The following is a 24,267-nucleotide window of genomic DNA, read 5'->3' as shown; positions in this document are numbered from 1 at the left end:
TAAAAAGTAATTAGTATCTTAAAAAATCATTATGCTTTGTGCAGGAGCAATTGGGGATTAATTTTGCAGCGTGTACCTGACAGGGAGGTTAAATTGTACACTTACCGCTTCTCCGTTTTGACGGCCGGCTTTCCACTTTGGCATTTTCTTTACTACACGGATGGACTCTTCTTCAAGGCCACCTCCTTTAACAGCACCAATTGTTTTGACATCGCTGATATAACCCTGCTTGTCTACTACAAACTGTACGGATACTATTCCCTGTATTTCATTTTCCTGTGCCACGCGAGGATAGTGCACATTATCGCGGAGAAATCTTAACAATGCGTCTTCACCACCTGGGAATGAAGGCATGATTTCAACAGTATAAAACACGGAGTCTATTGCCGGTACCTTAGGGGCTTCTACTACATTTGTAGTACCGTCACCACCAAGCATGGATGCGATATCACGCCCATTGATGTCATCACCTTGTACAGTAGCTAATGCAATAGTTTTGTTACCAATACTATCGAGCTTCACAACTTCATCTTCAGCACGAACTAATTCATTAGGGGTGATAACGGGAGGTGTAACTTTAATGGATGATGCGGCCGGCGGAGGTGGAGGAGGGTCAACAGGAGGAGGAGGAATTACCTTATCGTCTGGAGGTAATTCAATTAATTTGGTACTATCATACACGACCTGTGTATTTCGTATACCCGTTGACGCTGCAAAAATATTATTACTCAATACATATCCACCCACTATTACCAAAGCGACGGAAGCTGTACCTATCAAGGCTTTACGAACACGCCCATCTTCACTTCTGCGGAGTTCATATGCGCCGTAATCTTTATTACGACCCTCGAAGAGAATATCGAGGAAGTCTGCATTGTAAATGTTTTTTGTATTCATGTGTTGAACATTTACAATAGAGATGCCGGGTTAAAATAATTCCATATGATTAAGGGGAAAAATTTTTTTAGCTTTTAAAAAATCCATTCCAGATCGATATCCGGATCGGGACACCTATTTTGCTAAAGGAAGTATTCACTATCTTATATAAAGTAATTATTGTCGGATTGGTATCAGTGCAAGATGCTAATATGCCAGGGGCGCGGGGTGATACGTTACATTATAATTTACCACCAATAAATCTGCAACATAACCTGCCCCGCAAACCTGTCCGGCATTTCTTTTTCTATTTACAGCTTATAGCAAACAAAATTCTTGCTGTTTGTATCGGCACCTATTAGTCTACCGATTCTGTAGACAAATATACGCTAACCTGTTTTACATTTCCAAATATGATTTGAATTATTTTTAAAAATCTGTGTGAATTTAATGTCGGCCGCAGTTTTGCTACCAATAATAGAATAACTAGATTTGATACATGACACGCCTTATTCTGCCTTGCTTAACCTGCCTGTTGTCATTTTCTGTATATGCACAACAGCCTGCAGACACTACCCAACTTCCCGAAGTACAGATCATGGCCTATCCGGGCAAAAAATACTCATTCTTACAGGTACCATCCAGCAGCGCTGTCATTACCGAAAAACAAATTTTACTGCAACAAGGGACCACGCTCATCCCCACCCTGAACACCGTTCCGGGCATACGAATGGAAGAACGTTCCCCTGGCAGTTATCGCTTATCTCTGAGAGGCAGCCTGTTACGCTCCCCCTTCGGCATCCGGAATGTGAAGATCTATATGGACGAAATTCCCTTTACTGATGCAGGTGGCAATACGTATCTGAACTTATCAGATGCAGGGGCTTTCTCCGGCATAGAAGTGCTGAAAGGTCCTGATGGCAGCCAGTTCGGCGCTAACTCAGGAGGTGTGGTACTCCTCCACCCTGCCGGTACCCTCCCCGATACCGCTCACCTGAAAGCAGATATTCAGGGGGGCAGCTATGGCCTCTTCCATGAAGAAGCCGGCTGGCAGCACCAATGGAACAAATACCGGGTCAATATATATGAAGGTGTACAGCGCTCTGACGGCTACCGGCAGAATAGCGCCTTAAAAAGATATTATATACAAACGGCCCAACAGTGGCAATACAATCCGCACAACAGCCTCAAACTGATTGCCTTCTACAGCGATATGGATTACCGTACCCCGGGAGGTCTCACCGCCGCCCAGGCTGCCGCCAATCCCCGCGCTGCCCGACCTGCCACTGCTACCCTGCCCGGCGCCATTGAGCAACAAGCCGGCATCCGCAATAAAACTGCTTTAGGAGGTTTGGTACACACTGCCCAGTTATCTACCCACTGGAAACATGTGTTCACCCTCTACGGTATCAATACACACTTCGAAAATCCTTTTATTACAAACTTTGAAGCCAGGGATGAAAACACTGCCGGTGCACGTACTTATATCGCACTACAGGATCAACCCATTAATGGCACTAATATACATGTAGACTGGACCACAGGCATTGAATGGTCACAAACCAATTCTGACATTGTAAACTATGGTAATAACAAAGGCAAAAGAGATACCGTGCAGGCAGCCAGCAATATCACTGCCGGCCAGCATTTCTTTTTCACAAGTCTCTCTGTACGTCCCGGTACACAATGGATAATAGAAGCCGCCCTCAGCGCCAACTATTTTAAATACAGCTTTGAGGAGGGTAGAAAAAAGTTTGATGCAGAGTTGATGCCACGGGTATCCCTCTCCTATCTTATCCTCCCTGAATGGTCTGTACGCGCTTCTGTAAGCAGAGGATATTCTCCTCCTTCCATTGCCGAAGTACGCGCGACGGACAATATCATTAATACCACCCTGCAGGCTGAAACAGGCTGGAATTACGAAGCAGGCTTCCGTTTACAGGGGGCCAGTCGCCAATACCAGCTGGATGCATCTGTATTCTATTACAAACTACAGGATGCCATCGTTCGTCAGCTCCATGATGATGGTACTGAATACTTCATCAATGCTGGCGGCACGGAACAAAAAGGCATAGAAGTACAAGGGATGACCTGGTTCACTAAATGGCTGCAATTCAACGTTAGCTATGCTTACAGCCATTTCATATTCAGTGATTATAACACAGCTGGCAAAAATCTTTCCGGCAATGCCATCACCGGCGTACCTCGTCATGTAGCATATGCAGGCTTGCTGGCACAATTGCCTGTACACTTCTCTGTATATGCACAATACACATTCACAGATAAGCTGCCATTGGACGATGCAAACACTGCTTACGCCAAACAATATCATTTATTACAAGGGAAAGTAAGTTGGCAAATGATGCGGAATGTAACGCTCTACGCAGGTGCCGATAATATCCTGAACCAGTTCTATAGCCTGGGGAATGATTTGAATGCAGTAGGAAACCGTTACTTCAATCCTGCTGCCTTACGCAGCTATTACGGTGGCGTAAGAGTGCATCTCTAAAAAAAAGAAAGGGGCCGCCTAAAGGCCGCCCCTACACACATTGGATCAAAAAAAACAAAAAAACATAGATTAAACGAGTTGCCCGCTTTTGTAATGGACTGCAGACAAAGTCCTCAGCTTTTCAGCTGCAAATTCCGGCGTAATATCCCTTTGTGGATTAGCCAGCATCTCGTATCCCACCATGAATTTCTTCACTGTCGCAGAGCGCAGTAATGGTGGATAGAAATGCATATGCCAATGCCATTCAGGATGTTCGCTGCCATCATTCACCGGCGCCTGGTGCATACCGGCAGAATATGGAAATGATGTTTCGAATAAGTTATCGTAACGGATGGTCAGTTGTTTTAAAATATCTGCCAGTCCTGTTTTTTCATCTTCATTAAATTGCAGCACAGACTGTACATGCCGGCGGCTGATGATCATTGCCTCGTAAGGCCATACTGCCCAGAAAGGTACCAGTGCTACAAAGTGTGCATTTTCAGCAATGATTCTCACCTTTTCTTTTACCTCTTTGTCCAGGTAGGCGGACAACAGGCTTTTGCCATGCTTATCGAAATACAGTTTTTGCTGACGGGTTTCTTTTTCCAGCTCCATCGGAATATTCTCTGATGCCCAGATCTGTCCGTGTGGATGTGGATTGCTACAACCCATAATATCTCCTTTATTTTCGAAGATCTGGATGTATTTGATGTAGTCTACAGCTTTCAGCGCTTCGTACTCTTTTACCCACAGGTCTACTACCTGGCGGATAGCAGGAACGTCCATTTCAGGCAGTGTGAGGTCATGTCTTGGGCTGAAACAGATCACACGGCAAAGGCCTTTCTGTGACTGTGCTACCAGCAGACCATCCTCATTCACATCGCCGGTAGGTGTGTCGGACAACAAAGCAGAGAAGTCGTTCGTAAAGGCGATCGGCCCTGTGTACGCTTCATTCTTGCTGCCATCGGCACGTGTATTGGTTGGACACAGGTAACAGTCTTCTACATAAGAAGGACGCTGTACCAGCGCTGGCGCTTCTACTTTTCCCTGCCATGGTCTTTTGGAACGGTGAGGAGAAACGAGTACCCATTCTCCGGTCAGGATATTCAGTCGGGTATGGGGATGAGAAGTTAAATCAAAGGTATTTTCAGACATTGCTCTTAGTGATTTCACTTGACAAGGATATCTGCGTGAAGGCGAACCTGCACGCAGATGGAAATGGTATATTAGTTATTCACCAGGTTGTTGACAGTACGGCAACCGTCTTCAATGCTGGTCACATATGCTTTCAGATTAGTGTTGAACTGCTGTTTGTAGCCTGCAGCTGCTCTTTCCAGCAGGGCTGGTACAGCAGTTTTCTTCACGATGTTGATAGTACAGCCACCAAAGCCGCCCCCCATCATACGTGCACCCAGTACGCCATTTTCACCGGCAGCGAATTCCGCCAGCCAGTTCAGTTCAGGGCAGCTTACATTATACAGCTTATCGAGGCCTTCGTGTGTAGCAAATACTTTTTTACCGAAAGCTGTAAGGTCGTCATTCTGCAGATCGATACAGGCATCCTGTAAGCGCTGAATTTCTTCCACTACATAACGGCAACGGTTATATACGGTAGCATTCTTACCTTTTACATAGGCATCCAGCATATCCATATTTACATCACGCAGGCTGTTTACATGCGGATGGTGTGCCTTTACCCAGGCTACACCCTGCTCGCACTCAGCACGGCGGGTATTGTATTCGGATGATGCCAGGGAGTGCTTCACCTGTGTATCCAGCAGCACGAGGTTTACATCGTCAAAGTTAAAAGGGATGTATTCATATTCCAGGGAGGCACAATCCAGTTTGATGAGCTGTTGTTTTTTACCAAACATGCTGGCAAACTGGTCCATGATACCACAACGTACACCAACAAACTGGTTTTCGGCAGCCTGTGACAGGAGTGCCATTTCTTTACGACCCAGGCCAAGGCTGAAAAGTTCATTCAAACCAAATACGGTAGCACATTCCAGTGCTGCGGAGGATGAGAGGCCGGCGCCCAGGGGAACATTACCGCAAAATGCACATTCAAATCCGCTGATGATATGACCACCCTGCTGCAATTGCTGCACAACGCCCAGCAGATAATCAGGCCAATGCTGTTTCGTACGCTCCAGTTTATCCAACGATCCGGTGAATGTATCATTTACATCCAGTGCATGCAGCACAATTTTGTTGTCGTTGCGCTTGATAATGGCGAGGTAGATAGCTTTGTCAATAGCGGCAGGCAATACGAATCCATTGTTGTAATCCGTATGTTCTCCAATGAGATTGATGCGTCCTGCAGCTCTTACCATAATTGGTTCCTGATCAAAATGCTGCTGGCAATAAGCGTTTAGTTTAGCTTGCTCCACGTTCTAATTTTTTAATCAAAGTTATTGATCCTAGTTTGTTCCTGTCAGGGATTTGATCACCGTGATCTCTTCTGTGCTGTAAGGTGTACCGTCTTGTCTGAAAATGTCGTGGAACCAAACTTTAGGTTCTGCGCCGTCAGGCATAGGTGTATCCCAGGCATAAATAGTATTGGTCTTACCTGATACAAGGCCCCAGTTGTAAGCAGCTACATTTTCCTTTTTCAGGAGCGGCATAATGTTCGCAAAGCGGCTGCCACGGGAACGGGCCATGTATTCGGTACAGATCAGGGGACGACCATACTTACGCAGGGTGTCGATTACTTCCTGGTGTTCCTTTTCGTCAGCATAGTTGTGATAGGTGATCACATCTGAATTGTTCAGTTGGAATTCGTTCAGGCTTGTGAGACTTTTATTCCATACACCGGAGCTGATAGGCTGTTCTGTATTAGCTTCTCTGCCCCAGGTGAATACGAGTTGTAATAAAGGCAGGCTTTTGTCTCCATAGTCGGAGTTGCCTGGTTCGTTATAAAGATCCCACAGGAGGATACGCTTATCTTTCCTGAAGGAGGTCATTACATCATTTACATATTTGTGCAGGGTGTCGTTCAGCAGTGGTGAACTTTCTCTGCGGATACCTGGGTCCTGCAACCAGCCGGAGTTATGGATACCGGGTTTGGGTTCAGGTTGGGTACCGATAGCATAGGTTTTGTTCCAGCAGTCATCAAAAAGTACGAAAATGGTGGAGATACCATAGCGGTCTGCGATGCTGAGATAGGTGTTCAGACGGTTTTTGAAACCCTGAGGATCCTGCTCCCAGGCAGCATGATGGAGGAATACGCGCATAGAATTTAAACCAATGGAGGCGGCGTAGCCAAGGTCACGGCTGATGGTGGTGGTGTCGAAGGTAGCTGCCTGCCACATTTCCAGTTGGTTGATAGCAGAACTGGGGATGAAGTTGGCGCCTCGTTGCCACGAATGTGATTTATACCATTTTTGAGCTTGTTTTTTGGACCATTGTGGTCGCGGCTGAGCATTAGCGACAACGGCCATCGTCGCAAATAACAAAGCGATTAATGAAACTTTTCCTTTCATGCATTTCAGTTTTTTTGTGGAGCTGGATAGATTCGGATTTAATAAGGGAGATTATTAGATCTTTTTTCTATAGCCATGGAATTTTTCCTGTTTAAAAAAGTGGAATCACGATATAAAAATAGAAGATTTACGTAAACGATTACAATAAATCTTACGAATGGTAAAAGATTTTATATAATTGATTGTAAATGAAAGATTTATTTTTATGTAATCGTTTACATCAAAGCGGCATTCCCTACGTAAAAGATGTTTATTTGCCCCATTTTCTTTTAGCCTCCCGCAGGGCCCTTTCCGAAAATTTGCGGAGGCTGCAAAGCAGCCTCCGCAAATTTTCGCTATCTCCTTACAGAGGACTGCCTATACACCGGTACCGGATCCAACACCACTCTCGACTTTACCAGCGTCCCCTCTTCCCCTTCATTTATCAACTCCATCAATAACTTAAACGCCTCCTTCCCCATCTGCACCGTCTGCTGATCTATACTCGACAAGCTCGGCGTTATATGCTCATCGAACGATTCATTGGCAAATCCGATCACCCCAAACGCCCCCGGCATATCTATATTTTTGTCTTTCAATTCCTTTACTACCCCCAGCGCCGTAAAATCCTCTACGGCAAATACCGCATCAGGTGGCTGTGCCAGCCCCAGCAAATGCTGTATTGCCTGTCTGCCCGCCTCGATCGAAACGTTTCCCTGGTATATCAGGTCCTCCTCTACAGGAATGCTATATGCCGCCAGGGCTGATTTATATCCTTCCAGGCGGTCTTTGAATATTTTCAGGTGCTGCTGCCCCGCAATGTGAGCAATCCTTTTATACCCCTGACGGATCAGGTGCTCCGTAGCATAGTAAGCTCCTTTGAAGTCATCTACCACCACCGAAGGAATATTCAGGCTATCATTCGCACGGTCAAAAAAGACCAGGGGTACACCCCGCTCCTTGATTTCCAGGTAGTGGCTAAAGTCGAATGTCTCCTTGGCAATAGAAGCCAGGATACCATCTACCCGGGTGCTCAGAAAGGTTTCAATCCCCTTCTGCTCATATTCCGGTTGTTCGTTGGACTGATAGATCAATACATTATAGCCGTGTTGGTTGGCCATACTTTCAATACCGTGGATAACAGAACCAAAGAAGTTGATTTCCGCGCTTGGAATGATGACCCCAATAATATTGGTCCTGCCGGAACGAAGCGACCATGCGATCCTGTCCCTCCGGTAGTTCATCCTTTCCGCCGCTTCCTGTACCATTTTACGGGTTTCCTCGCTGGTTCCCTTGCGGTTATTCAACGCCCTGGATACAGTCGCCCCCGTCAGGTTCAGCTCCCTCGCAATGTCTGCTATAGTAACTTTGTGGTTCAATAAAGGCTGTGTTTACTACTAAAGTATAAAATGATTATTTAATACAGCAAAAATAATGGAGGACGGCAAATTCCATTGTAATCAATCATTGCTTGCATTATATTTATACCAATCTAATCCTTACCAATGCAAGCTGCCAATCAACGCTTTCTACCACTGGATGTATTCCGTGGCCTTACCATCTGCTTTATGATCATTGTAAATACCCCCGGTAGCTATGATCATATATTTGCACCACTGGAACATGCCGCCTGGCATGGATTCACACCCACCGACCTGGTTTTCCCGTCTTTCCTCTTCGCCGTGGGCAATGCCATGAGCTTTAGTATGCGCAAGTATTACGAACTGGGTAATGCCGCTGTACTATCGAAAATATTCAAAAGGACCCTGCTCATTTTCCTGCTGGGATTCATTATGTACTGGTTGCCTTTTGTACGCCACACGCCAAACGGACTGGAATTCATTCCTTTCCATGACACCCGTATCATGGGCGTGCTCGAAAGAATAGCCCTCTGTTATTGCTTCGCTTCTCTCATGATCCGCTATTTGCCTACAAAAGCAGTTTGGATTATCAGCGCATTACTACTGCTCGGTTACTGGTTCATCATGTACTTCCTGGGTGATCCTGCCGATCCATATGGTTTCAGTACCAATGCCGCTGTCCATTTCGATAAGTTAATTCTTGGTGAAAATCATATGTACCACGATAAAGGGACCATCTCTGAACCCGAAGGATTACTCAGCACCTTGCCAGCAATTGTGAATGTAGTGATCGGTTATTACACCGGCCTCTTTATCCAGAAACGCAAGCCCAATACCTTCAGTATCCTCATTCGTTTCGGTTCTATATTCATTATTGTCGCTACTTTGTGGGACCAGCAATTTCCAATTAACAAGAAGTTATGGACCAGTTCCTTCGTGTTATTAACAGCGGGTCTGGATCTCCTGATACTCACTGCCCTCTTATATATTATAGATGTTAAGGGAAAAACCAGCTGGACCGGATTTTTCACCACTTTCGGGAAAAACCCATTATTCCTTTATCTTTTGTCAGAAGTGATGGTTATATTCTTATATTTCTTTACTATTGGGAACGAATCAGTATACGACTGGCTCAGTAACCATATATTTCAGCAAATAGCGCCGGGCAAAGTAGGGTCTCTCCTCTTTGCAATTACATTCATGCTGTTTTGCTGGTGTGTGGGTAAAATTCTGGATAAAAAACGTATATACGTACGTGTATAAGAAAGGTGATATAGTATATTCCCTTATCTTAGCTTTCTGAAAAACCCAACGTGTTTTGCTACGTTTTGAGAAACTGTTAGTCATGAAATAGTATGGAATTATCTTTAAAGGGGAAAACCGCCCTGATCTGTGGTGCTACACAGGGAATTGGATTGGCCACAGCCAGAGAACTGGCCGCTTTAGGAGCTGAATGTATCTTAATGGCCAGGGACAAAGAAGCCCTGAAGGAAATTATACCTACGCTCGAAGCAGAACATTTTCAAGAGCATAGTTATCTTGTGGCAGACTTCCAGCATACAAAGGAAGTAGAGGAAGCCATCAAAACCGTCACTGAGAAACAATCAATACACATCCTGGTCAATAACACAGGAGGTCCTGCCAGCGGCCCGATCGTAGAGGCAGAAGTGCATGAATTCACAGCTGCTTTCAACCAGCACCTGGTGAATAACCATATACTTGCACAGGCTGTGCTCACAGGTATGATCGCTGCCGGTTATGGCAGGATCATCAATGTGATCTCTACCTCTGTGAAAGCACCTCTCAAAAACCTGGGCGTATCCAACACCATCCGCCTCTCCGTCGCTGCCTGGGCCAAAACCATGGCGACAGAACTGGCACAGTATGGCGTGACTGTCAATAATATCCTGCCCGGTTCGACCAATACAAACCGGTTACGCTCCCTGATTCAAACCACTGCCAGGAAGCGCGGTGTGGATCAGACAGTAATAGAACAGGAAATGCTGAATGAAATACCAGCGAAACGCTTTGGAGATGCAAAGGAAGTTGCAGCTGCAATTGCATTTCTGGCTACACCTGCCGCAGGGTATATCACAGGTACGAGCATCCCTGTTGATGGAGGAAAGACACCGACCATTTAAAAATACTTATAAAATAAAAGCCCCGACAAATGTCGGGGCCTAATTCATCACTTTTTACTATTACAAATTGAACAAGTGTGTATCTGATTGTACAAAAATCTTTTATCTGAAGGCTTAATCAAAAGCGGAAAAGGAATTTTATTTACGCAAAGGGGAAAAACAAACAGGGGGCAGTCTACGACTGCCCCCTGTTTGTTTAATGCTGCCGAAGGCAGCACGCTATTCATTTTATCTAACGTCGAACCAAAGACGCGTAATCAACTGATCCGCTCCCTGGTGTGTAACCGCTGCTTTATAATTTACTCCATTCAGCGCCTGCTCTGCCGAAGGATAGGTGAGCCTCAAAGGAATTTTTCCACTCAGTACACCTGAATAAGCAGGTGTCAGTACCGGGTAATCCAGTCTTCTCCACTCTGCAAATCCTTCCAGGCCTTCGCCAAACAGCGCCAGCCATTTCTGCTCGCCAATTGATTTTCTGTAATCAACTGCATTATATGCTACTGAAGTCTGCGCCAGGTAAGTAGCTACCACTACATCACCAATACTATACTGTTGCAGTGAAGCGGTGATCGCCTGCTTATACAGATCTGCCGCATCGCCACTCAGCAAACCTCTCTGTGCTGCTTCGGCCTTGATGAACAATAACTCAGCATAGTTGAAGATCACTGCTGGTGCTGTAGTAGCTGTGAACACCGCACCTACATCTGATGTCTTGTTGAAACCCAGTTTAGATGCTGAATCCGTAGGCAACCCATTGGTGATACCTACTACTGCATTTGTATCCTTAGGGATTGCACCATATACACTCAGACGAGGATCATTGAAGGTATGCAGTAAATCAACCACGCTCTTGCTGATGCGGTAGTCGCTGCGTGTCTCCCTATTCTTTGCTACCGGGTTCTGATTGGGAGATGCCAGGTAAGTTAGCTGTGCATTCTCACTATTCGCAGCGATCAACCCACTGTTGTCCGCACCGATTTCATCGAACACGGCTTTTGCTGCATCAAACTCCTGATCAGCTATTCTCAGTGCAATACGCAGTCGCAGTGAGTTCGCAAACTTCTTCCACTTATTCATATCACCATTATACAGCACGTCGCCGCCGATAGCATCACCATTCGTATTGATCACGCTTACTGCTGCTTTCAGTTCTGCCAGCAATCCGATGTAGATATCACGCTGGTTATCGTACTTAGGTGTCAGGTATTTCTCAATATTTGCAGCCTGTGAATAAGGTACATCGCCATACAGGTCTGTCAGCACCTGGAAGATCCAGGAACGCATGATGACACCTACTGCGCGATAATTCGGATTGTGCAGGGTATCGCCCAGCTGAATCAGCGTAGTAAAATCCTGTACACCCTGTGCATAAAAGTTATTCCAGATAGTCTGGATACTGGTAGATGCAGGAATGTATTTGTCCGGGTCCGTATATTGGATCTTTGCCCAGTATTGTACATACAGCAAACTTGTTTCCATGGCAGCATCTGTGCCCCAGTAAGTATCTACATTCGCTTTGATACCATTGGTGAGCAGGTAATCCGGCTGTGCAGTTTCTGATTCATTCGGATTCTTGTTAATCCTTTCCAGCTGTTTGGAGCAGGATGTGAGCACCAGTGCAATACCAGATACCCATAGTATATATTTGAATAGTTTCATGATCTGATTTTTTGATGGTTGAATTAGAAGGATACTTTCAGGTTCACACCAATACTACGTGTAGTAGGAATCTGCAGTGTTTCCAGACCTTGTCCGTTACCAGTATTAAATGCCGTTTCCGGATCAATGTTTGGAACCTTTTTGTCGATGTAGAACAGGTTACGTGCAGTTACTGTCAGGTTCACGCCCTGTAATCCCCACTTGTGCGCTATTTCAAGCGGCAGTGCATATCCTATTCTTACCTCTCTCAGTTTGATAAAGCTGGCGCTGTACACACTACTTTCGTTCAGTGAGCTGCTGTATACAGCTTTGTAATAACGCTGTGCAGGCAGGATCGATTCATTCTTTTTACCATCGGCAGTTACACCGTCGAAGATGATACCATCATGGTATACAGTCTCGCCATTTGGTGCTGCAGATGTATGGTTCTCCAGGCGAACCGCTGTACCCTGCTGGTTATTGTTAGCATAGTAATAAGGTAAACCACCATGCTCCTCATCTCTGCCCGGCATACTTGCTGCCAGTACACCTGTGTAGATGCCGGTGTAGTTAGTACCGGACCAGATCTGGCCACCCTGGCGGGTATCGATCAGGAAGCCGACAGTGAAGCCTTTGAAAGAGAAGTTATTGTTGATACTACCTGTCCACTTTGGCGTATAGTAACCCAGTACTTTTTTATCATCAGCAACCACTGGTGCCCCACTGGCGCTTACGATAATTTCACCTTTGTCATTACGCTTATAAGCTTTACCATACAGGGCGCCATAGCGCTTGCCTTTGGATGCCAGTACCTGCATGTTGCCAGAGCTACCCAGTACATAGTCGTTCAGGAAACCTTCTTTGTCCAGCTCTATTACTTTAGAGATATTCTTTGCGTAGTTGATATTTACATCCCAACGGAAACCGGAGGCAGTAGTGACAGGTGTAGCACCCAGCATTACCTCCACACCATGGTTATTGATCTTACCTGCGTTCAGGATCTTCTTCAGGTCACCGGTAGTGGCACTTACATCGGCCAACAGGATCTGGTTGTAACTGCTGGAAGCATAGTAAGTCACATCTGCACGAAGGCGATCTTTCAGGAAACCTGCTTCGATACCGAATTCAGTAGATTGTGTTATTTCTGGTTTCAGATCTTTCTTCAGGTACTTATCATTCACAGTCTGCAACGGCAAGCTACCAAATGGCTGGCTGAAAGGATAAGTATTGATCAGGCTATAAGGATCGGTATCCTTACCAACCATTGCCCAACCACCTCTTACTTTAAGGTTAGTGAGTACATTGCTCTGAATGTGCAATGCATCGCTCAGTACCACACTTGCATTCACAGATGGATAGAAGTAAGAGTTATTTGCCGCAGGCAGTGTAGAAGACCAGTCGTTACGTGCAGTCAGGTTCAGAAATGCCCAGTCCCTGTAAGCTACCTGTGAAGAAGCAAAAGTACTGTACACTCTCAGTTGGTTAAAGACATTTGTAGATACCAGCGGATCCCGGGAGTTATTCAATGTATACAGATCTCTTACGGCCAGCTTAGGTGCCTGCTGAAAGTTGTTTTCGTATTGATTGTTGCGGACGTTGCCACCCACCAGACCATCAATAGAGAAATTTTTGTTCAGTTTCTTCTTTGCATTCAGGGTAAACTCGGCGTTGGTTTCAGTCACCTGATAGGCGTCTTCAGTATAAGAACCATAAGGCGTACCGTTTGTATAATAAGCTACTCTGTACTTACGCCTATCATTATAAGTATCCGTACCAATGCGGAAGTTAGCAGAGAGCCAGCTGGCGATCTCATAGCTCAGACGGGCGTTTCCGAAGAAACGGTTACGTGCCTGACCTACTGTGTTTTCATACTGTATCCAGTAGGGGTTACTATAGTAGCTATGGTTCCAGTTGAAATCTGTACCATCTGCATTTTTATAATTTCTGAGGAGACGGGTATCTACCTGACGGCCAAACCAGGTGAACTGCAGGGTCACGCTGTTTGCACGTTTACCATCTATACCAGGCAGGTTATCTGCATCAGCTTTTACATAGTTAGCATAGGTGCTCAATGTCAGCTTTGGTGTAAGGCGGTAGGTGGTATTCAACGCAAAGGAATTGCGGGTGATTCCAGTGTTTGGCATAATGCCGGTTTGCTTCGTATTATTATAAGAGAAACGGTAATCTGCTTTGTCGCTACCACCGCTTACTGATATACCATTGTTCAGGGTATAACCGGTCTGATAAAAATCCTTCACGTTGTCAGGATGCGCAACAAAAGGCACTGCTTCACCCTTGGAGAAGAACTGCGGAATAAGGCGGCCATCCATTTTAGGCCCCCAGCTTTCATCCACACCGTCGTTCACGCCACCACCTTTACCATCTACATAGCTGAACTGTCCGCTGGAACCCTGTCCATAGCTGTTCTGATATTTAGGCAGTACCAGTATATTTTCGAAGGTAGCGCTGCTGTTTACAGTTACGCCATAGCCTTTCATGCCTTTCCCGGTTTTGGTTTTGATAACCAGTACACCACCAGCGGCGCGGGAACCGTATAGTGCTGCGGCGTTCGGACCTTTCAATACGTTCAGCGATTCGATATCGTCTGCGTTCAGATCGGCAATGGCATTTGCAAAGTCGCGGGCTGTACCGATACCTACACCAAGCTGACTATTATCAACTGGAATACCATCCACGATGAACAAAGGTTGGTTGTTACCAGCGATAGAGGTTTCACCCCTGATCACGATACGGGAAGACCCCATACTACCCTGGCTACTGGTAACCGTTACACCAGCGATCTTTCCAGTCAGCGCATTGACGAGGTTCGACTCACGGGCTTCGGCAATATCTTTGGATTTAAGTTCCTGTACCGCATACCCCAGGGAACGCTTTTCACGGCTGATACCGAGGGCGGTGACAACTACTTCCTGCAATTTGCTTTCGTTGTTTTCCAGCGCGAAATTCAGGGTTCGGCCAGTGCCGGCAACCTGCTCAACAGCGGTAAATCCGATAAAAGAGATGCGGAGAGTATCTTTTGGAGATACGGTGATGGAATACTTACCATCTGCATCGGTTTGTGTACCATGATTTGTGCCTTTTACAGAAATGATAGCTCCTGGAATAGGTGTGGCATCAGTACGGGATGTGACAACCCCGGTAATTCGTGTGTTTTGCGCCTGCCCCCATTGATATGCGAGTAGGAGAGCCAGTATCATACCAGCGATTCTGCGTAGTTGGTTATGCATTTTTGTATCAGATTTCAGGTAATTAATGTCCATGGCAATGCCTGGCCGGTTTGGAACCAGCAGTTGACATGACTCACAATAGCGTTGACTTAATTAATAATGAGTAGGAAAAATTGCTACTACTTATACAGACATTTAATCGACGATTGTTAAATACAGGGCGAAATTAAGAAGGAATCTATTAACCTACAAGTTTTATAGACTAAGTTGTTAAGATTTTTATAAAAATTATTCGCTTTTCAGGAATCCAGCTGACTCTAAAAGTCTACGGATATTGGGATTGCTACTATAATTAGCAATAGGGGTTTTCAATTCTTTAGTGACCAGGCTCAGTTTGCTATACTTATCACCAAATGCATTGGCAAAGGCATTTCCATAGATCAGGTTCATAAAACCGTGATAGGGTTCAAAATGGCCATATCCCCTATCCTTCCAGAATTTATCCATCCTGTCTGTGAAGTTTTGCAGGGCGGTGCCGAATTCGGACCCGGTAATTTTAGATACAGGTACTTTGCGTTTTTCGGCATCTATGACTTCTTTTTTAAATAGGGTGATATAGAAGTCTGACCCATTATCTTTTTTAATTCCATCCAGGGCCTCGTTCAATCCTTTATACCCATCTTCTATCCCATCGGCGCAATACATAAATACAGAATCGCCGGATGGACTTTTCTGCAGGGTCGTTACAAAGTATAATCCATCAAATGACTGAAAGATCAGGTAGGTCCGGTCATTTTTCTCTACTTTTTTGATGATTTTCAGGTGTTCGGCTTCCAGATCGTTCGATTTTCTGCCACTGATGCCCCCCTGTTTGGTAGCCGGATCGGTACGATCCAGTACAATTTCATCCCCGTTGATGGTCACATGGACCGCAGGCGTAGTGCCTGTGCTCCATGTATACCAATCCCCTTTTTGGGCCATAGCGGCCGATATAAAGAAAAATAAACCCAGACAGCTACTGATTATCTTTTTCATATCAGTTATTCACTTTTTTGCATGAGGTTATAGAGTATTTTCTTCTCTCCTTCATCCAGTTTTATGCCGGTTAATGAATCGGCGGGTACAAAGTGTCTTTTAAAAGCAATGATTGCGGCACTCGTATCTTTCACATCATAACCAAAAAGACGCAGTGCTTGTTTAGTATTAAAATCTGCTGGCAGGGTCACGCCGGTAGTATCGTACCAGAGCCCAAAGCCTTTTTCGGCCAGTTGCTGCCAGGGAAAGTACCGGTTGGGGTCATTTTTGCGGGTAGGAGCTATATCGCCATGACCAATAAAGTTGGCTGCCGGGATATTGTACCTGTGTTTTAAAGTATCCAGTAAAACCATCAGACTATTGATCTGCTGAGGCTGGAAAGGTACGAATCCATTGTTATCCAGTTCGATGCCGATAGAACAGGAGTTCATATCAGTCACATTTCCCCATCTTGACAAGCCGGCATGCCATGCCCGGAGGTAATCATTCAGCATTTGCACCACCGTACCGTCTTTACAGATCACGTAATGTGCGCTTACATTGGTCCGGGTCAGGGTAAAAGTCCTGAAAGTGCTGTCGCAGGTGCCCTGTGCCGTATGGTGAATGATCACGTAATTCGGTTTACGCATATTGAAATTGGTGGAACCAATCCATTGTCCCGTAGGCTCTGCACGTAAGGTGCGGGCATAAGTTTTGGCTTGCTTGCGGTATACCTTGTTGGTAGCGCCATATGGAGAATGTGCGCAGCTGAATAAAATAGCCGGTAGGGCTAAGCATAGTAATAGTCTGACCTGTTTCATAGCTAACAAACATACAATTAAAATACCACGTTCTCTTAGTGCGTCTTCGCTATGCTACCGATACTAAAAGGGTACCAAAAGGGCACTTTATTATCCCTCGGATATTGAGGTGCCCTTTTGGTGTTCTTTTGGTGACGAAGAAGCATCGAAGAAGCGTCGAACAAGCACTATAAAAAAAGCCCCCTCAACTGAGGGGGCTTCCTATCTGTAATGATATTATTTTATCTTATTTAACCTCCTGGGTCATGGAATAAGGTACATCCTTATCAGAGATACCTCTGCTCTTATTAGGCGTAGCATCCATATCGAAGTCGATAGTTGCACCCTTCATCAAAGCATTGTAATCCAGCCAGTTGTTAGTCAGGTTCGCACCATTGAAGGTAGCAGATCTGATATAACGGTTTTCTTCGCTGTTTCTTGGTGCATTGATCACGATCTCTTTACCATTTTCCAGCTTCACGGTTGCTTTTTTAAACAAAGGTGCTCCTACTACATACTGTGGCGCACCAGGTGTAACCGGGTAGAATCCCAGTGCACTGAATACATACCATGCAGAAGTCTGGCCATTATCCTCATCACCGCAATAACCATCAGGAGTAGCTGAATACAGGCGGTTCATAACCTCCCTCAGCCAGTATTGAGATTTCCATGGAGCACCTGCATAGTTGTACAGGTAGATCATGTGCTGGATAGGCTGGTTACCGTGTGCATACTGACCAAAGTTCATGATCTGCATTTCGCGGATTTCATGAATGGTGAAGTGATAATAGCTATCGTCAAATACCGGAGGCATAGCGAATACGGAATCCAGCATCTGAACGAAGGTTTCTTTACCCCCCATCAGGTTGATCAGGCCCTGTACGTCGTGGAATACAGACCAGCTATAATGCCAGCTATTCCCCTCCGTAAATGCATCTCCCCATTTGGTTGGATTGAAAGGAGTCTGGAATTTACCATCCTCATTTTTCCCACGCATTAATTTGCTCTCTGCATCATATACGTTGCGGTAGTTACGTGCCTGTTTAGCAAAACGCTCGATTTCTGCCTTTGGACGGTTCAGGGCAACGGCCAGTTTCCAGATAGTCCAGTCATCATAGCTATATTCCAGTGTACGGGCAGTGTTCTCATTGATCTTCACATCATAAGGCACATAACCCAGTTTATTGTAATATTTTACACCTTTACGGCCTACTGATTCCAGCGGACCTTCGTTGTTGGAGTTCTTAATGATCGCTTCGTAGGCAGTGTTGATGTCGAAACCTCTTACACCTTTCAGGTATGCATCTGCAATCAGGGAAGCAGAGTTGGAACCGATCATACAATCGCGGTGACCAGGGCTCGCCCATTCAGGCAACCAGCCACTTTCTTTGTAAGCGTTCACCATACCTTCCATGATATGAGCGTTCATAGAAGGGTACATCAGGTTGAAGAAAGGGAACTGGGCACGGAAAGTATCCCAGAAACCATTATCGGTGAACATATAGCCTGGCAGTACCTGGCCATTATAAGGGCTGTAGTGTACCACTGCACCTTTGGCATCGTACTCATAGAACTTACGGGGGAACAGCATAGAACGGTACAGGCAGGAATAGAAGGTACGGGTCTGGTCAGATGTACCACCTTCTACCTTGATACGGCTCATCTCGGCGTTCCAGGCAGCTTTTGCCTTGTCTTTGATGGCGTCAAAAGTGCTGCTGCCTATCTCCTGGTTCAGGTTCAATACTGCCTGCTCAGGGCTGATGAAAGAAGATGCCACTTTTACGTTTACCTGCTCACCTTTCACAGTAGAGAAGCCGATTACGGCACCTACGTGATTTTCCTGTGCTTCCGCAACACCTTTGCTCAGTACATCGTTCTTGAAGGTAGCTACATAAGTGAAAGGCTTGTCGAAAGTGAGTACGAAGTAGTTTTTGAAATTAGCCGGTACGCCACCGCTGTTTTTGGTGGTATAGCCAATAATTTTGCGCTCAGACTGCAATACTTTGATGTAAGAGCCTTTGTCCAGCGCATCGATCACTACGAAAGCACTGTCTTCCTTACCATAGGTAAAACGGATAGCAGCAGCTCTTTCAGTTGGAGTGATTTCCGTGGTCACGTTGTGATCGGCCAGGTATACACTATAATAATATGGTTTGGCTACTTCCGCTTTGTGCGAGAACCAGCTGGCTCTGTCATCTTCTTTGAATTTTACAGATTTCGTTACCGGCATGATGGCAAACTGGCCGTAATCATTGATCCATGGGCTTGGCTGGTGGGTTTGTTTAAAACCACGCAGTTTGTCCGAATGGTAGGTGTACGCCCATCCGTCGCCCATTTTGCCGGTCTGCGGCATCCAGAAGTTCATACCCCATGGGCAGGCAATGGCTGGATAGGTATTACCAGTTGACAAGGAACCCTTTGAATCGGTTCCCATAAGTGGATTGACCCATTCCACCGGGTCTGAGACGCTATTCACAGTCTGGGCCTTTGCAAAACAGGATGCCAGCAAAAGGGCCGGAATGATGAGTTTTTTCATGTTGAGAGTGTCTGGAATTTTAGCATGATAAAGGACGTAAAAATAAGTTTTCGCGGGGCAAAATACCATTTATTTTATAAATGGAAGAATAGCTGTACTGGCGTTCAGAGATAGGCTAAATTGTTTTAGCTAAAAAGAACTTTCTCCGGGAGAATATTAACTTTTCCTTAAAAAGTAAACTTTAAACCAACCGTGTAGTCCAATATCGTCGTATTGTATAAGAGTATCAATTCATTGAAAATCCATCCTTCTCATGAATAAAAGATTTACGCTGGCCGTACTGACTGTAGGTACGCTGTGTGCAGTTTTTTTCGCTGCCTGTAAAAAAGAAAGCAAATCCGGGAGTACAACAACCACAACCTCCGGCACTGCTACCTCCGACGAGGATTCGCTGAAATACCTGATGTATAATACCATGCAGGTGAGCTATGTAAATGGTGGTCGTAGTACGACGACTGACCTGCCTACCTACTACTGGTATTCCAATGTGCCTACCTTGAATCCACTGAGTAGCACCTATTCCACAGCTGATGACCTGCTCACTGCCATGAAAGCTTATTCAGTAGGAACGGGGTCAACCGCGCTGGACAGGTATAGTTTTCTGGACAGAACAGGATCCTTGTCTACCTCCCTGCAGGATGGGGTATCTGGTTCCCTGACAAAAGTGTCTGCCACCTCCGGCGATTTCGGGATGGAAGTGAGTTATGTATACGCTGATGCGAATAAGTCTACCACTTACCTGTATGTGCTTTATGCAGATAAGAACTCTCCTGCTGGTCTGGCCGGATTGGAAAGAGGCGACAGGATCACAGCGATCAATGGCGATACAGATATTGCTTATGATGGATCTTCAGGTACCAATACGACCAAGGTAACCAATGCCTTGTTTAACTCCTCTTCTGTGAGTCTGACAGTGACAAAAAATACATCAAAAGTAACCGCCAGTTATTCACTGACTGCTGCTACTTACAATATTAACCCGGTGCTGTTTGATACCACTTATACGATCAATGGATCTAAAGTGGGGTATTTTGTGTTTTATACCTTTACCAGCACCTATACCAGTAAAGGGGTGGCATCACCAACCAAAACAGTCCTGGATGCCCTGTTCACCAAATTTAAGGCGGCGGGTATCACGAACCTGATTGTAGATCTTCGCTATAATGGTGGTGGGTCTGTCACCACTGCAGAATACCTGGATAGTGCGATTGCACCGGCCAGCGCTGCGGGCAAGACTATGTATTATTACCTGTATAATGATAAACTGACTGCCAACCTGGATCAGGTGGGGCTGGAAGCCAGTGTGAACTTCCCGGCTACTACCGGCGGACTGGCACTGGATAATGTGTTCTTTATTACATCGGGGAACACGGCATCTGCCAGTGAGATGACGCTGAATAACCTGAAGCCTTATATGAATGTGCAGCAGGTAGGTACCACGACTTATGGTAAACCTTGTGGATTTATCACCTTCACCTTGTCTGATTATGATAGTACCGGTAAGGAACAGTACCTGGCGGATCTGTATGCGATTAACTTTGCTACTGAAAATGCCAACCATACAGGTGGGTATTACTCAGGTATTACCCCCACGGATTCTGCGGCAGATTATATTGGTGCAAGATGGGGAAGTTTGACAGGAGATGAGAATTTGTATAATATCCAGACTTATCTGACAACGGGTAGTTATCCGGTGAGTACTGGTGGCAGGCTGGCTACGGGAAGTAGTGAAGGTTTGAGAGTGTCAGGGACGTCGTTGAATACGAAGAAGTTTAGTGGAATGGTGGATTATAGGATAGGGAAAAAATTGAAATAGAGAATTCTTCTTTCAAAACAAAACCGCTTTTGCCTACGGCAAAAGCGGTTTTGTTTTGAAAGAAAAGCTGTTTTGCTTCGGCACACCCATGCTTTTTAACGATGCTGGTCGTAAAGATTTGGTTTGATTGATTGTTCCAGTTCCGCTATTTCATTAGCTGTCAGAGCTGCTGACTTAAACACCCCTGCCGCTTCTTCCAGTTGATTCTGTGTTCTGATCCCCACTACGGCTGCGGCGATAGCCGGCTGATGCAATACAAACCGTAATGCAGTTTGGGCCAGTGTACGACCCTGCTGTGAAATGTTTGCGACTGCCAGCGCTGCTTTTGCTACGGCGGCAGCATCATAGTTCAGGTACGGCTCCGGGTGCTTGCCGGCGAGTAAGCCTTTGGCCACTCCTCCCCTTGCTAATACCCCGATATTGTTTGATTTTAATAAGTCTAAACAGGTTTCTTCCGGTCTGCGGTCCAGAAGGCAGTATTGCATCATTACACTCACGATATTAGAGCGGTTGATATATTCCCTGATCACATTCGGCCGAATAGAAGAGATACCATAATACCGGATCTTCCCAGCCTGCTGCAATTCTTCAAAAGCAGCAATGGTCTCATCAATGGGATCCTCCATCATGCCCCCATGCAACTGGTACAGATCGATGTAGTCCGTACCCAGGCGGCGCAGGCTCTCATCTACTGATCTGAGGATATAAGCTTTGGACGGATTCCAATCCCACCCGCTTTTATCTGCTCTCCACTCGTTTCCTACCTTGGTGGCTACAACCGCCTTATCCCGTTTCCCTTTCAGCGCCAATCCCAGTTGTATTTCATTATCCCCATAATTGTAAAGATCCGCCGTGTCAAAGAAGTTAATCCCCTTGTCCAGCGCGCGATGTACCAGGAAAGTATTTTCTAAAGTGTTCTCTCCCAGCGACATGCATCCAAAAGCGATTTCGCTGATCTGAAGGTCCGATTTACCCAGGGTATTGTATTTCATTCTACTAATTTAACTGCCCCTGCAAAAAAAATAGCACCATTATTAAAAAAATTTCTACATTTTGCATATATATCCCCGGATTGTCATTCGGTCATTATATGGAACAGGTCCTCATTGGCAAGTGCGTTTATATTATCAATACAGGAAAAAACCTCTACAAGATTGGGAAAACCCAGGATCTGCAGAAAAGGCTTTCTTCCTATCATACTCACCTGCCCGTAATGTTCCGTGTAATCCGACAATACCCTGCTGCCAACATGGATGACCTGGAAGAATGTCTGCATGTAATATTCCAGCACAAAAGGGTAAAGGGTGAATGGTTCGAACTCCAGCCTTCCGACCTCGTTATTTGTGACAACGTAGCCCGCAATTACGCACTCAGTCGTATACATAAGCAAGCCAGACAATATGGACATATCCGCTACAGCGATGATCCCCTATTGCAGGTAATGGAAGCAAATGAAAAATACCTGCAGGATTATAGCCGGGTGGCACAGGATATAGACCTGGGTCTGAGTACGGACGAAGTATTTGAGCTACACGAAGGAACTGTGCCTAAAGCAGTTATAGAAACCGTGCGCCGGTTATTGAAATACCGTACGCCTAACTCAGCCTTCCTGAGCAAATGGTTGCCGGTAGTGAACGAACTGAGCAATGGTAGCTCAGAAGTAGCCATTCTGAATAAATACAAGGGACAAATAAGCCGCAATACGATCCAGATGATAAAAAGGATCCTCCGCAACCAGTTGTTTTAATGCCATTTTAAGCGGGTTTAAAGCCACACAAATTTACCTTCACATAAAATGTTAAACACGTTTTTAACGTTAAACTTATCGTATCCAGATCGATCTAATATTTAAATTCAGGCAAAATGAAGAATAGAATATATGTGTTGCTGACCTTGATAGCCCTGGTAAGTGTCGCAACAGTTGATAGTGCGTATGCCCAACGTAGTCGTGGACATTGGGGCGGTGGCGGTGGAGGCCGTATAGCATTTGGTGGTGGTGGTGGAAGGATCGTTGTGGGCGGTGGCGCCAGGATCGGTGTTGGTATTGGTGCGGCTATTGTAGGCCCACGCATCTATGCGGGTGGTTATTACCGCTCTCCTTATTATGCGCATTACCCACGTCCATATTATCGTCCATACCGTTATTACGGCATGCCAATAGGATTCGTAGTGAATGTATTGCCTTATGGCTTCCTTTCTTTCAACACAGCATGGGGTCCTTACTACTATTATGATGGATACTTCTATCAATCATTTGTAGCCGAAGGTGCGCAGCGTGAACAATACCAGGTAGTAGATCCTCCAATGGGTGTAGTGATACCAGGTTTACCAAATGGAGTAAATACGGTGGTGATTGACGGGAATACCTACTACGAAAAGAACGGTACTTACTACCAGGAAATCCTACAGGATAAACAAGTAAAATATGTGGTAGTAGGTAAGAACGGACAGCTGGATACAGGCAAAGCACAGGACGAACAAACTGCGCCTGAGCCTGAACCGGAGATATTGCAACAACTGCCAAATGGTTGCAGGGGAGTTGAAATAAATGGTCAACAATTATACGTATCTCCAGATGGTATGTATTACCAGGAAGTCACTAACGCAGACAGTTCCAGAGGATATAAAGTCGTTGGAAAGCTGTCAGCAGACAATTAAGTATCTGTTCACAATTGAGACAAGTGGTACGGAAATCCGTACCACTTGTCTTTTTTAGTTTTATTCCATTTCACAATCACATTAGTATTATTAACAGATATTAATTTCCTGTTACGAACTACTAATTCATCGCTAACCCCTATATTTTTTTCAAGGAAATTTCAGTAGCTTTAACATAACATTAAAGGTTTTTCCTTTAACATCTCAAATAACCAGATATCTTTTAAATTCTATGAAGCCCACAACCAGAACACAGTACGAAACCAGAACCCGGCATGTATATAAGA

17 protein-coding genes are annotated in these 24,267 nt (G+C 45.3%); 6 read left to right on the top strand and 11 right to left on the bottom strand.

Annotation, left to right across the window (positions count from 1 at the left end; all coding sequences use genetic code 11):
- Window positions 1-57 precede the first annotated feature (57 nt).
- Window positions 58-897, bottom strand: a complete 840-nt coding sequence (locus SIO70_RS08630) for an energy transducer TonB (RefSeq protein ID WP_320580518.1) — start codon at window positions 895-897, stop codon at window positions 58-60.
- 478 nt (window positions 898-1,375) lie between these two features.
- On the opposite strand from SIO70_RS08630, the gene SIO70_RS08625 reads away from it, so the two are divergent.
- A complete protein-coding gene (locus SIO70_RS08625; protein ID WP_320580517.1) occupies window positions 1,376-3,385 on the top strand; it encodes a TonB-dependent receptor in 2,010 nt (669 codons plus the stop codon).
- A gap of 69 nt (window positions 3,386-3,454) precedes the next feature.
- Here the strand turns inward: SIO70_RS08625 and SIO70_RS08620 are convergent, their stop codons facing one another.
- The 4 genes from SIO70_RS08620 to SIO70_RS08605 all read right to left on the bottom strand — a co-directional run bounded on the left by SIO70_RS08620 (window position 3,455) and on the right by SIO70_RS08605 (window position 8,207).
- Complete coding sequence (locus SIO70_RS08620) at window positions 3,455-4,519, bottom strand: UDP-glucose--hexose-1-phosphate uridylyltransferase (RefSeq protein WP_320580516.1); 1,065 nt, start codon at window positions 4,517-4,519, stop codon at window positions 3,455-3,457.
- A gap of 71 nt (window positions 4,520-4,590) precedes the next feature.
- The gene (gene galK, locus SIO70_RS08615; RefSeq protein ID WP_320580515.1) at window positions 4,591-5,757 is read right to left on the bottom strand and encodes a galactokinase; all 1,167 of its coding nucleotides are present in this window, start codon (window positions 5,755-5,757) and stop codon (window positions 4,591-4,593) included.
- A gap of 30 nt (window positions 5,758-5,787) precedes the next feature.
- Window positions 5,788-6,849 (bottom strand): cellulase family glycosylhydrolase, encoded by a 1,062-nt coding sequence (locus SIO70_RS08610; protein WP_320580514.1) that lies wholly within the window; start codon window positions 6,847-6,849, stop codon window positions 5,788-5,790.
- Between the two features lie 335 nt (window positions 6,850-7,184).
- Entirely contained in the window at window positions 7,185-8,207 is a 1,023-nt protein-coding gene (locus SIO70_RS08605; protein ID WP_320580513.1) for a LacI family DNA-binding transcriptional regulator, read from the bottom strand.
- A gap of 126 nt (window positions 8,208-8,333) precedes the next feature.
- Here SIO70_RS08605 and SIO70_RS08600 point away from each other — a divergent pair, with 126 nt between their 5' ends.
- A complete protein-coding gene (locus tag SIO70_RS08600; protein WP_320580512.1) occupies window positions 8,334-9,452 on the top strand; it encodes a DUF5009 domain-containing protein in 1,119 nt (372 codons plus the stop codon).
- 92 nt (window positions 9,453-9,544) lie between these two features.
- Entirely contained in the window at window positions 9,545-10,330 is a 786-nt protein-coding gene (locus SIO70_RS08595; protein WP_320580511.1) for an SDR family oxidoreductase, read from the top strand.
- A 228-nt stretch (window positions 10,331-10,558) separates the two neighbouring features.
- Here the strand turns inward: SIO70_RS08595 and SIO70_RS08590 are convergent, their stop codons facing one another.
- The 5 genes from SIO70_RS08590 to SIO70_RS08570 form a co-directional block, all read right to left on the bottom strand.
- The gene (locus SIO70_RS08590; protein WP_320580510.1) at window positions 10,559-11,989 is read right to left on the bottom strand and encodes a SusD/RagB family nutrient-binding outer membrane lipoprotein; all 1,431 of its coding nucleotides are present in this window, start codon (window positions 11,987-11,989) and stop codon (window positions 10,559-10,561) included.
- A 23-nt stretch (window positions 11,990-12,012) separates the two neighbouring features.
- Complete coding sequence (locus SIO70_RS08585; RefSeq protein ID WP_320580509.1) at window positions 12,013-15,249, bottom strand: SusC/RagA family TonB-linked outer membrane protein; 3,237 nt, start codon at window positions 15,247-15,249, stop codon at window positions 12,013-12,015.
- A gap of 195 nt (window positions 15,250-15,444) precedes the next feature.
- Window positions 15,445-16,191, bottom strand: a complete 747-nt coding sequence (locus SIO70_RS08580) for a hypothetical protein (protein ID WP_320580508.1) — start codon at window positions 16,189-16,191, stop codon at window positions 15,445-15,447.
- A 5-nt stretch (window positions 16,192-16,196) separates the two neighbouring features.
- Entirely contained in the window at window positions 16,197-16,991 is a 795-nt protein-coding gene (locus tag SIO70_RS08575; protein WP_320580507.1) for an N-acetylmuramoyl-L-alanine amidase, read from the bottom strand.
- Between the two features lie 226 nt (window positions 16,992-17,217).
- Window positions 17,218-19,506 carry a GH92 family glycosyl hydrolase gene (locus SIO70_RS08570; RefSeq protein ID WP_320580506.1) on the bottom strand — a complete coding sequence of 763 codons (2,289 nt, stop codon included), beginning with the start codon at window positions 19,504-19,506 and terminating at the stop codon, window positions 17,218-17,220.
- 253 nt (window positions 19,507-19,759) lie between these two features.
- Between SIO70_RS08570 and SIO70_RS08565 the strand changes: the two genes are divergently transcribed.
- Window positions 19,760-21,322: a S41 family peptidase gene (locus SIO70_RS08565; RefSeq protein WP_320580505.1), complete on the top strand. Its 1,563-nt coding sequence runs from the start codon at window positions 19,760-19,762 to the stop codon at window positions 21,320-21,322.
- 95 nt (window positions 21,323-21,417) lie between these two features.
- Here the strand turns inward: SIO70_RS08565 and SIO70_RS08560 are convergent, their stop codons facing one another.
- Complete coding sequence (locus tag SIO70_RS08560) at window positions 21,418-22,314, bottom strand: aldo/keto reductase (RefSeq protein ID WP_320580504.1); 897 nt, start codon at window positions 22,312-22,314, stop codon at window positions 21,418-21,420.
- Window positions 22,315-22,412: 98 nt separating this feature from the next.
- Here SIO70_RS08560 and SIO70_RS08555 point away from each other — a divergent pair, with 98 nt between their 5' ends.
- Together SIO70_RS08555 and SIO70_RS08550 are read left to right on the top strand one after the other, a co-directional pair.
- Entirely contained in the window at window positions 22,413-23,069 is a 657-nt protein-coding gene (locus tag SIO70_RS08555) for a GIY-YIG nuclease family protein (RefSeq protein ID WP_320580503.1), read from the top strand.
- Window positions 23,070-23,185: 116 nt separating this feature from the next.
- Window positions 23,186-23,980 carry a DUF6515 family protein gene (locus tag SIO70_RS08550; RefSeq protein ID WP_320580502.1) on the top strand — a complete coding sequence of 265 codons (795 nt, stop codon included), beginning with the start codon at window positions 23,186-23,188 and terminating at the stop codon, window positions 23,978-23,980.
- The last annotated feature ends 287 nt before the right edge of the window (window positions 23,981-24,267 follow it).

It is taken from the genome of Chitinophaga sancti (assembly GCF_034087045.1).
Classification (GTDB): Bacteria; Bacteroidota; Bacteroidia; order Chitinophagales; family Chitinophagaceae; genus Chitinophaga; species Chitinophaga sancti_B.
Note: the sequence above shows the minus strand (reverse complement) of the source record. Positions and strands in the feature narration are given on the sequence as shown.

What these genes read in the sequence shown, in the direction of transcription:
- SIO70_RS08630 (WP_320580518.1), bottom strand. Translation starts at nt 897, where the DNA reads ATGAATACAAAAAACATTTACAATGCAGACTTCCTCGATATTCTCTTC.
- SIO70_RS08625 (WP_320580517.1), top strand. Translation starts at nt 1,376, where the DNA reads ATGACACGCCTTATTCTGCCTTGCTTAACCTGCCTGTTGTCATTTTCT.
- SIO70_RS08620 (WP_320580516.1), bottom strand. Translation starts at nt 4,519, where the DNA reads ATGTCTGAAAATACCTTTGATTTAACTTCTCATCCCCATACCCGACTG.
- SIO70_RS08610 (WP_320580514.1), bottom strand. Translation starts at nt 6,849, where the DNA reads ATGAAAGGAAAAGTTTCATTAATCGCTTTGTTATTTGCGACGATGGCC.
- SIO70_RS08600 (WP_320580512.1), top strand. Translation starts at nt 8,334, where the DNA reads ATGCAAGCTGCCAATCAACGCTTTCTACCACTGGATGTATTCCGTGGC.
- SIO70_RS08595 (WP_320580511.1), top strand. Translation starts at nt 9,545, where the DNA reads ATGGAATTATCTTTAAAGGGGAAAACCGCCCTGATCTGTGGTGCTACA.
- SIO70_RS08590 (WP_320580510.1), bottom strand. Translation starts at nt 11,989, where the DNA reads ATGAAACTATTCAAATATATACTATGGGTATCTGGTATTGCACTGGTG.
- SIO70_RS08585 (WP_320580509.1), bottom strand. Translation starts at nt 15,249, where the DNA reads ATGGACATTAATTACCTGAAATCTGATACAAAAATGCATAACCAACTA.
- SIO70_RS08580 (WP_320580508.1), bottom strand. Translation starts at nt 16,191, where the DNA reads ATGAAAAAGATAATCAGTAGCTGTCTGGGTTTATTTTTCTTTATATCG.
- SIO70_RS08575 (WP_320580507.1), bottom strand. Translation starts at nt 16,991, where the DNA reads ATGAAACAGGTCAGACTATTACTATGCTTAGCCCTACCGGCTATTTTA.
- SIO70_RS08570 (WP_320580506.1), bottom strand. Translation starts at nt 19,506, where the DNA reads ATGAAAAAACTCATCATTCCGGCCCTTTTGCTGGCATCCTGTTTTGCA.
- SIO70_RS08565 (WP_320580505.1), top strand. Translation starts at nt 19,760, where the DNA reads ATGAATAAAAGATTTACGCTGGCCGTACTGACTGTAGGTACGCTGTGT.
- SIO70_RS08560 (WP_320580504.1), bottom strand. Translation starts at nt 22,314, where the DNA reads ATGAAATACAATACCCTGGGTAAATCGGACCTTCAGATCAGCGAAATC.
- SIO70_RS08555 (WP_320580503.1), top strand. Translation starts at nt 22,413, where the DNA reads ATGGAACAGGTCCTCATTGGCAAGTGCGTTTATATTATCAATACAGGA.
- SIO70_RS08550 (WP_320580502.1), top strand. Translation starts at nt 23,186, where the DNA reads ATGAAGAATAGAATATATGTGTTGCTGACCTTGATAGCCCTGGTAAGT.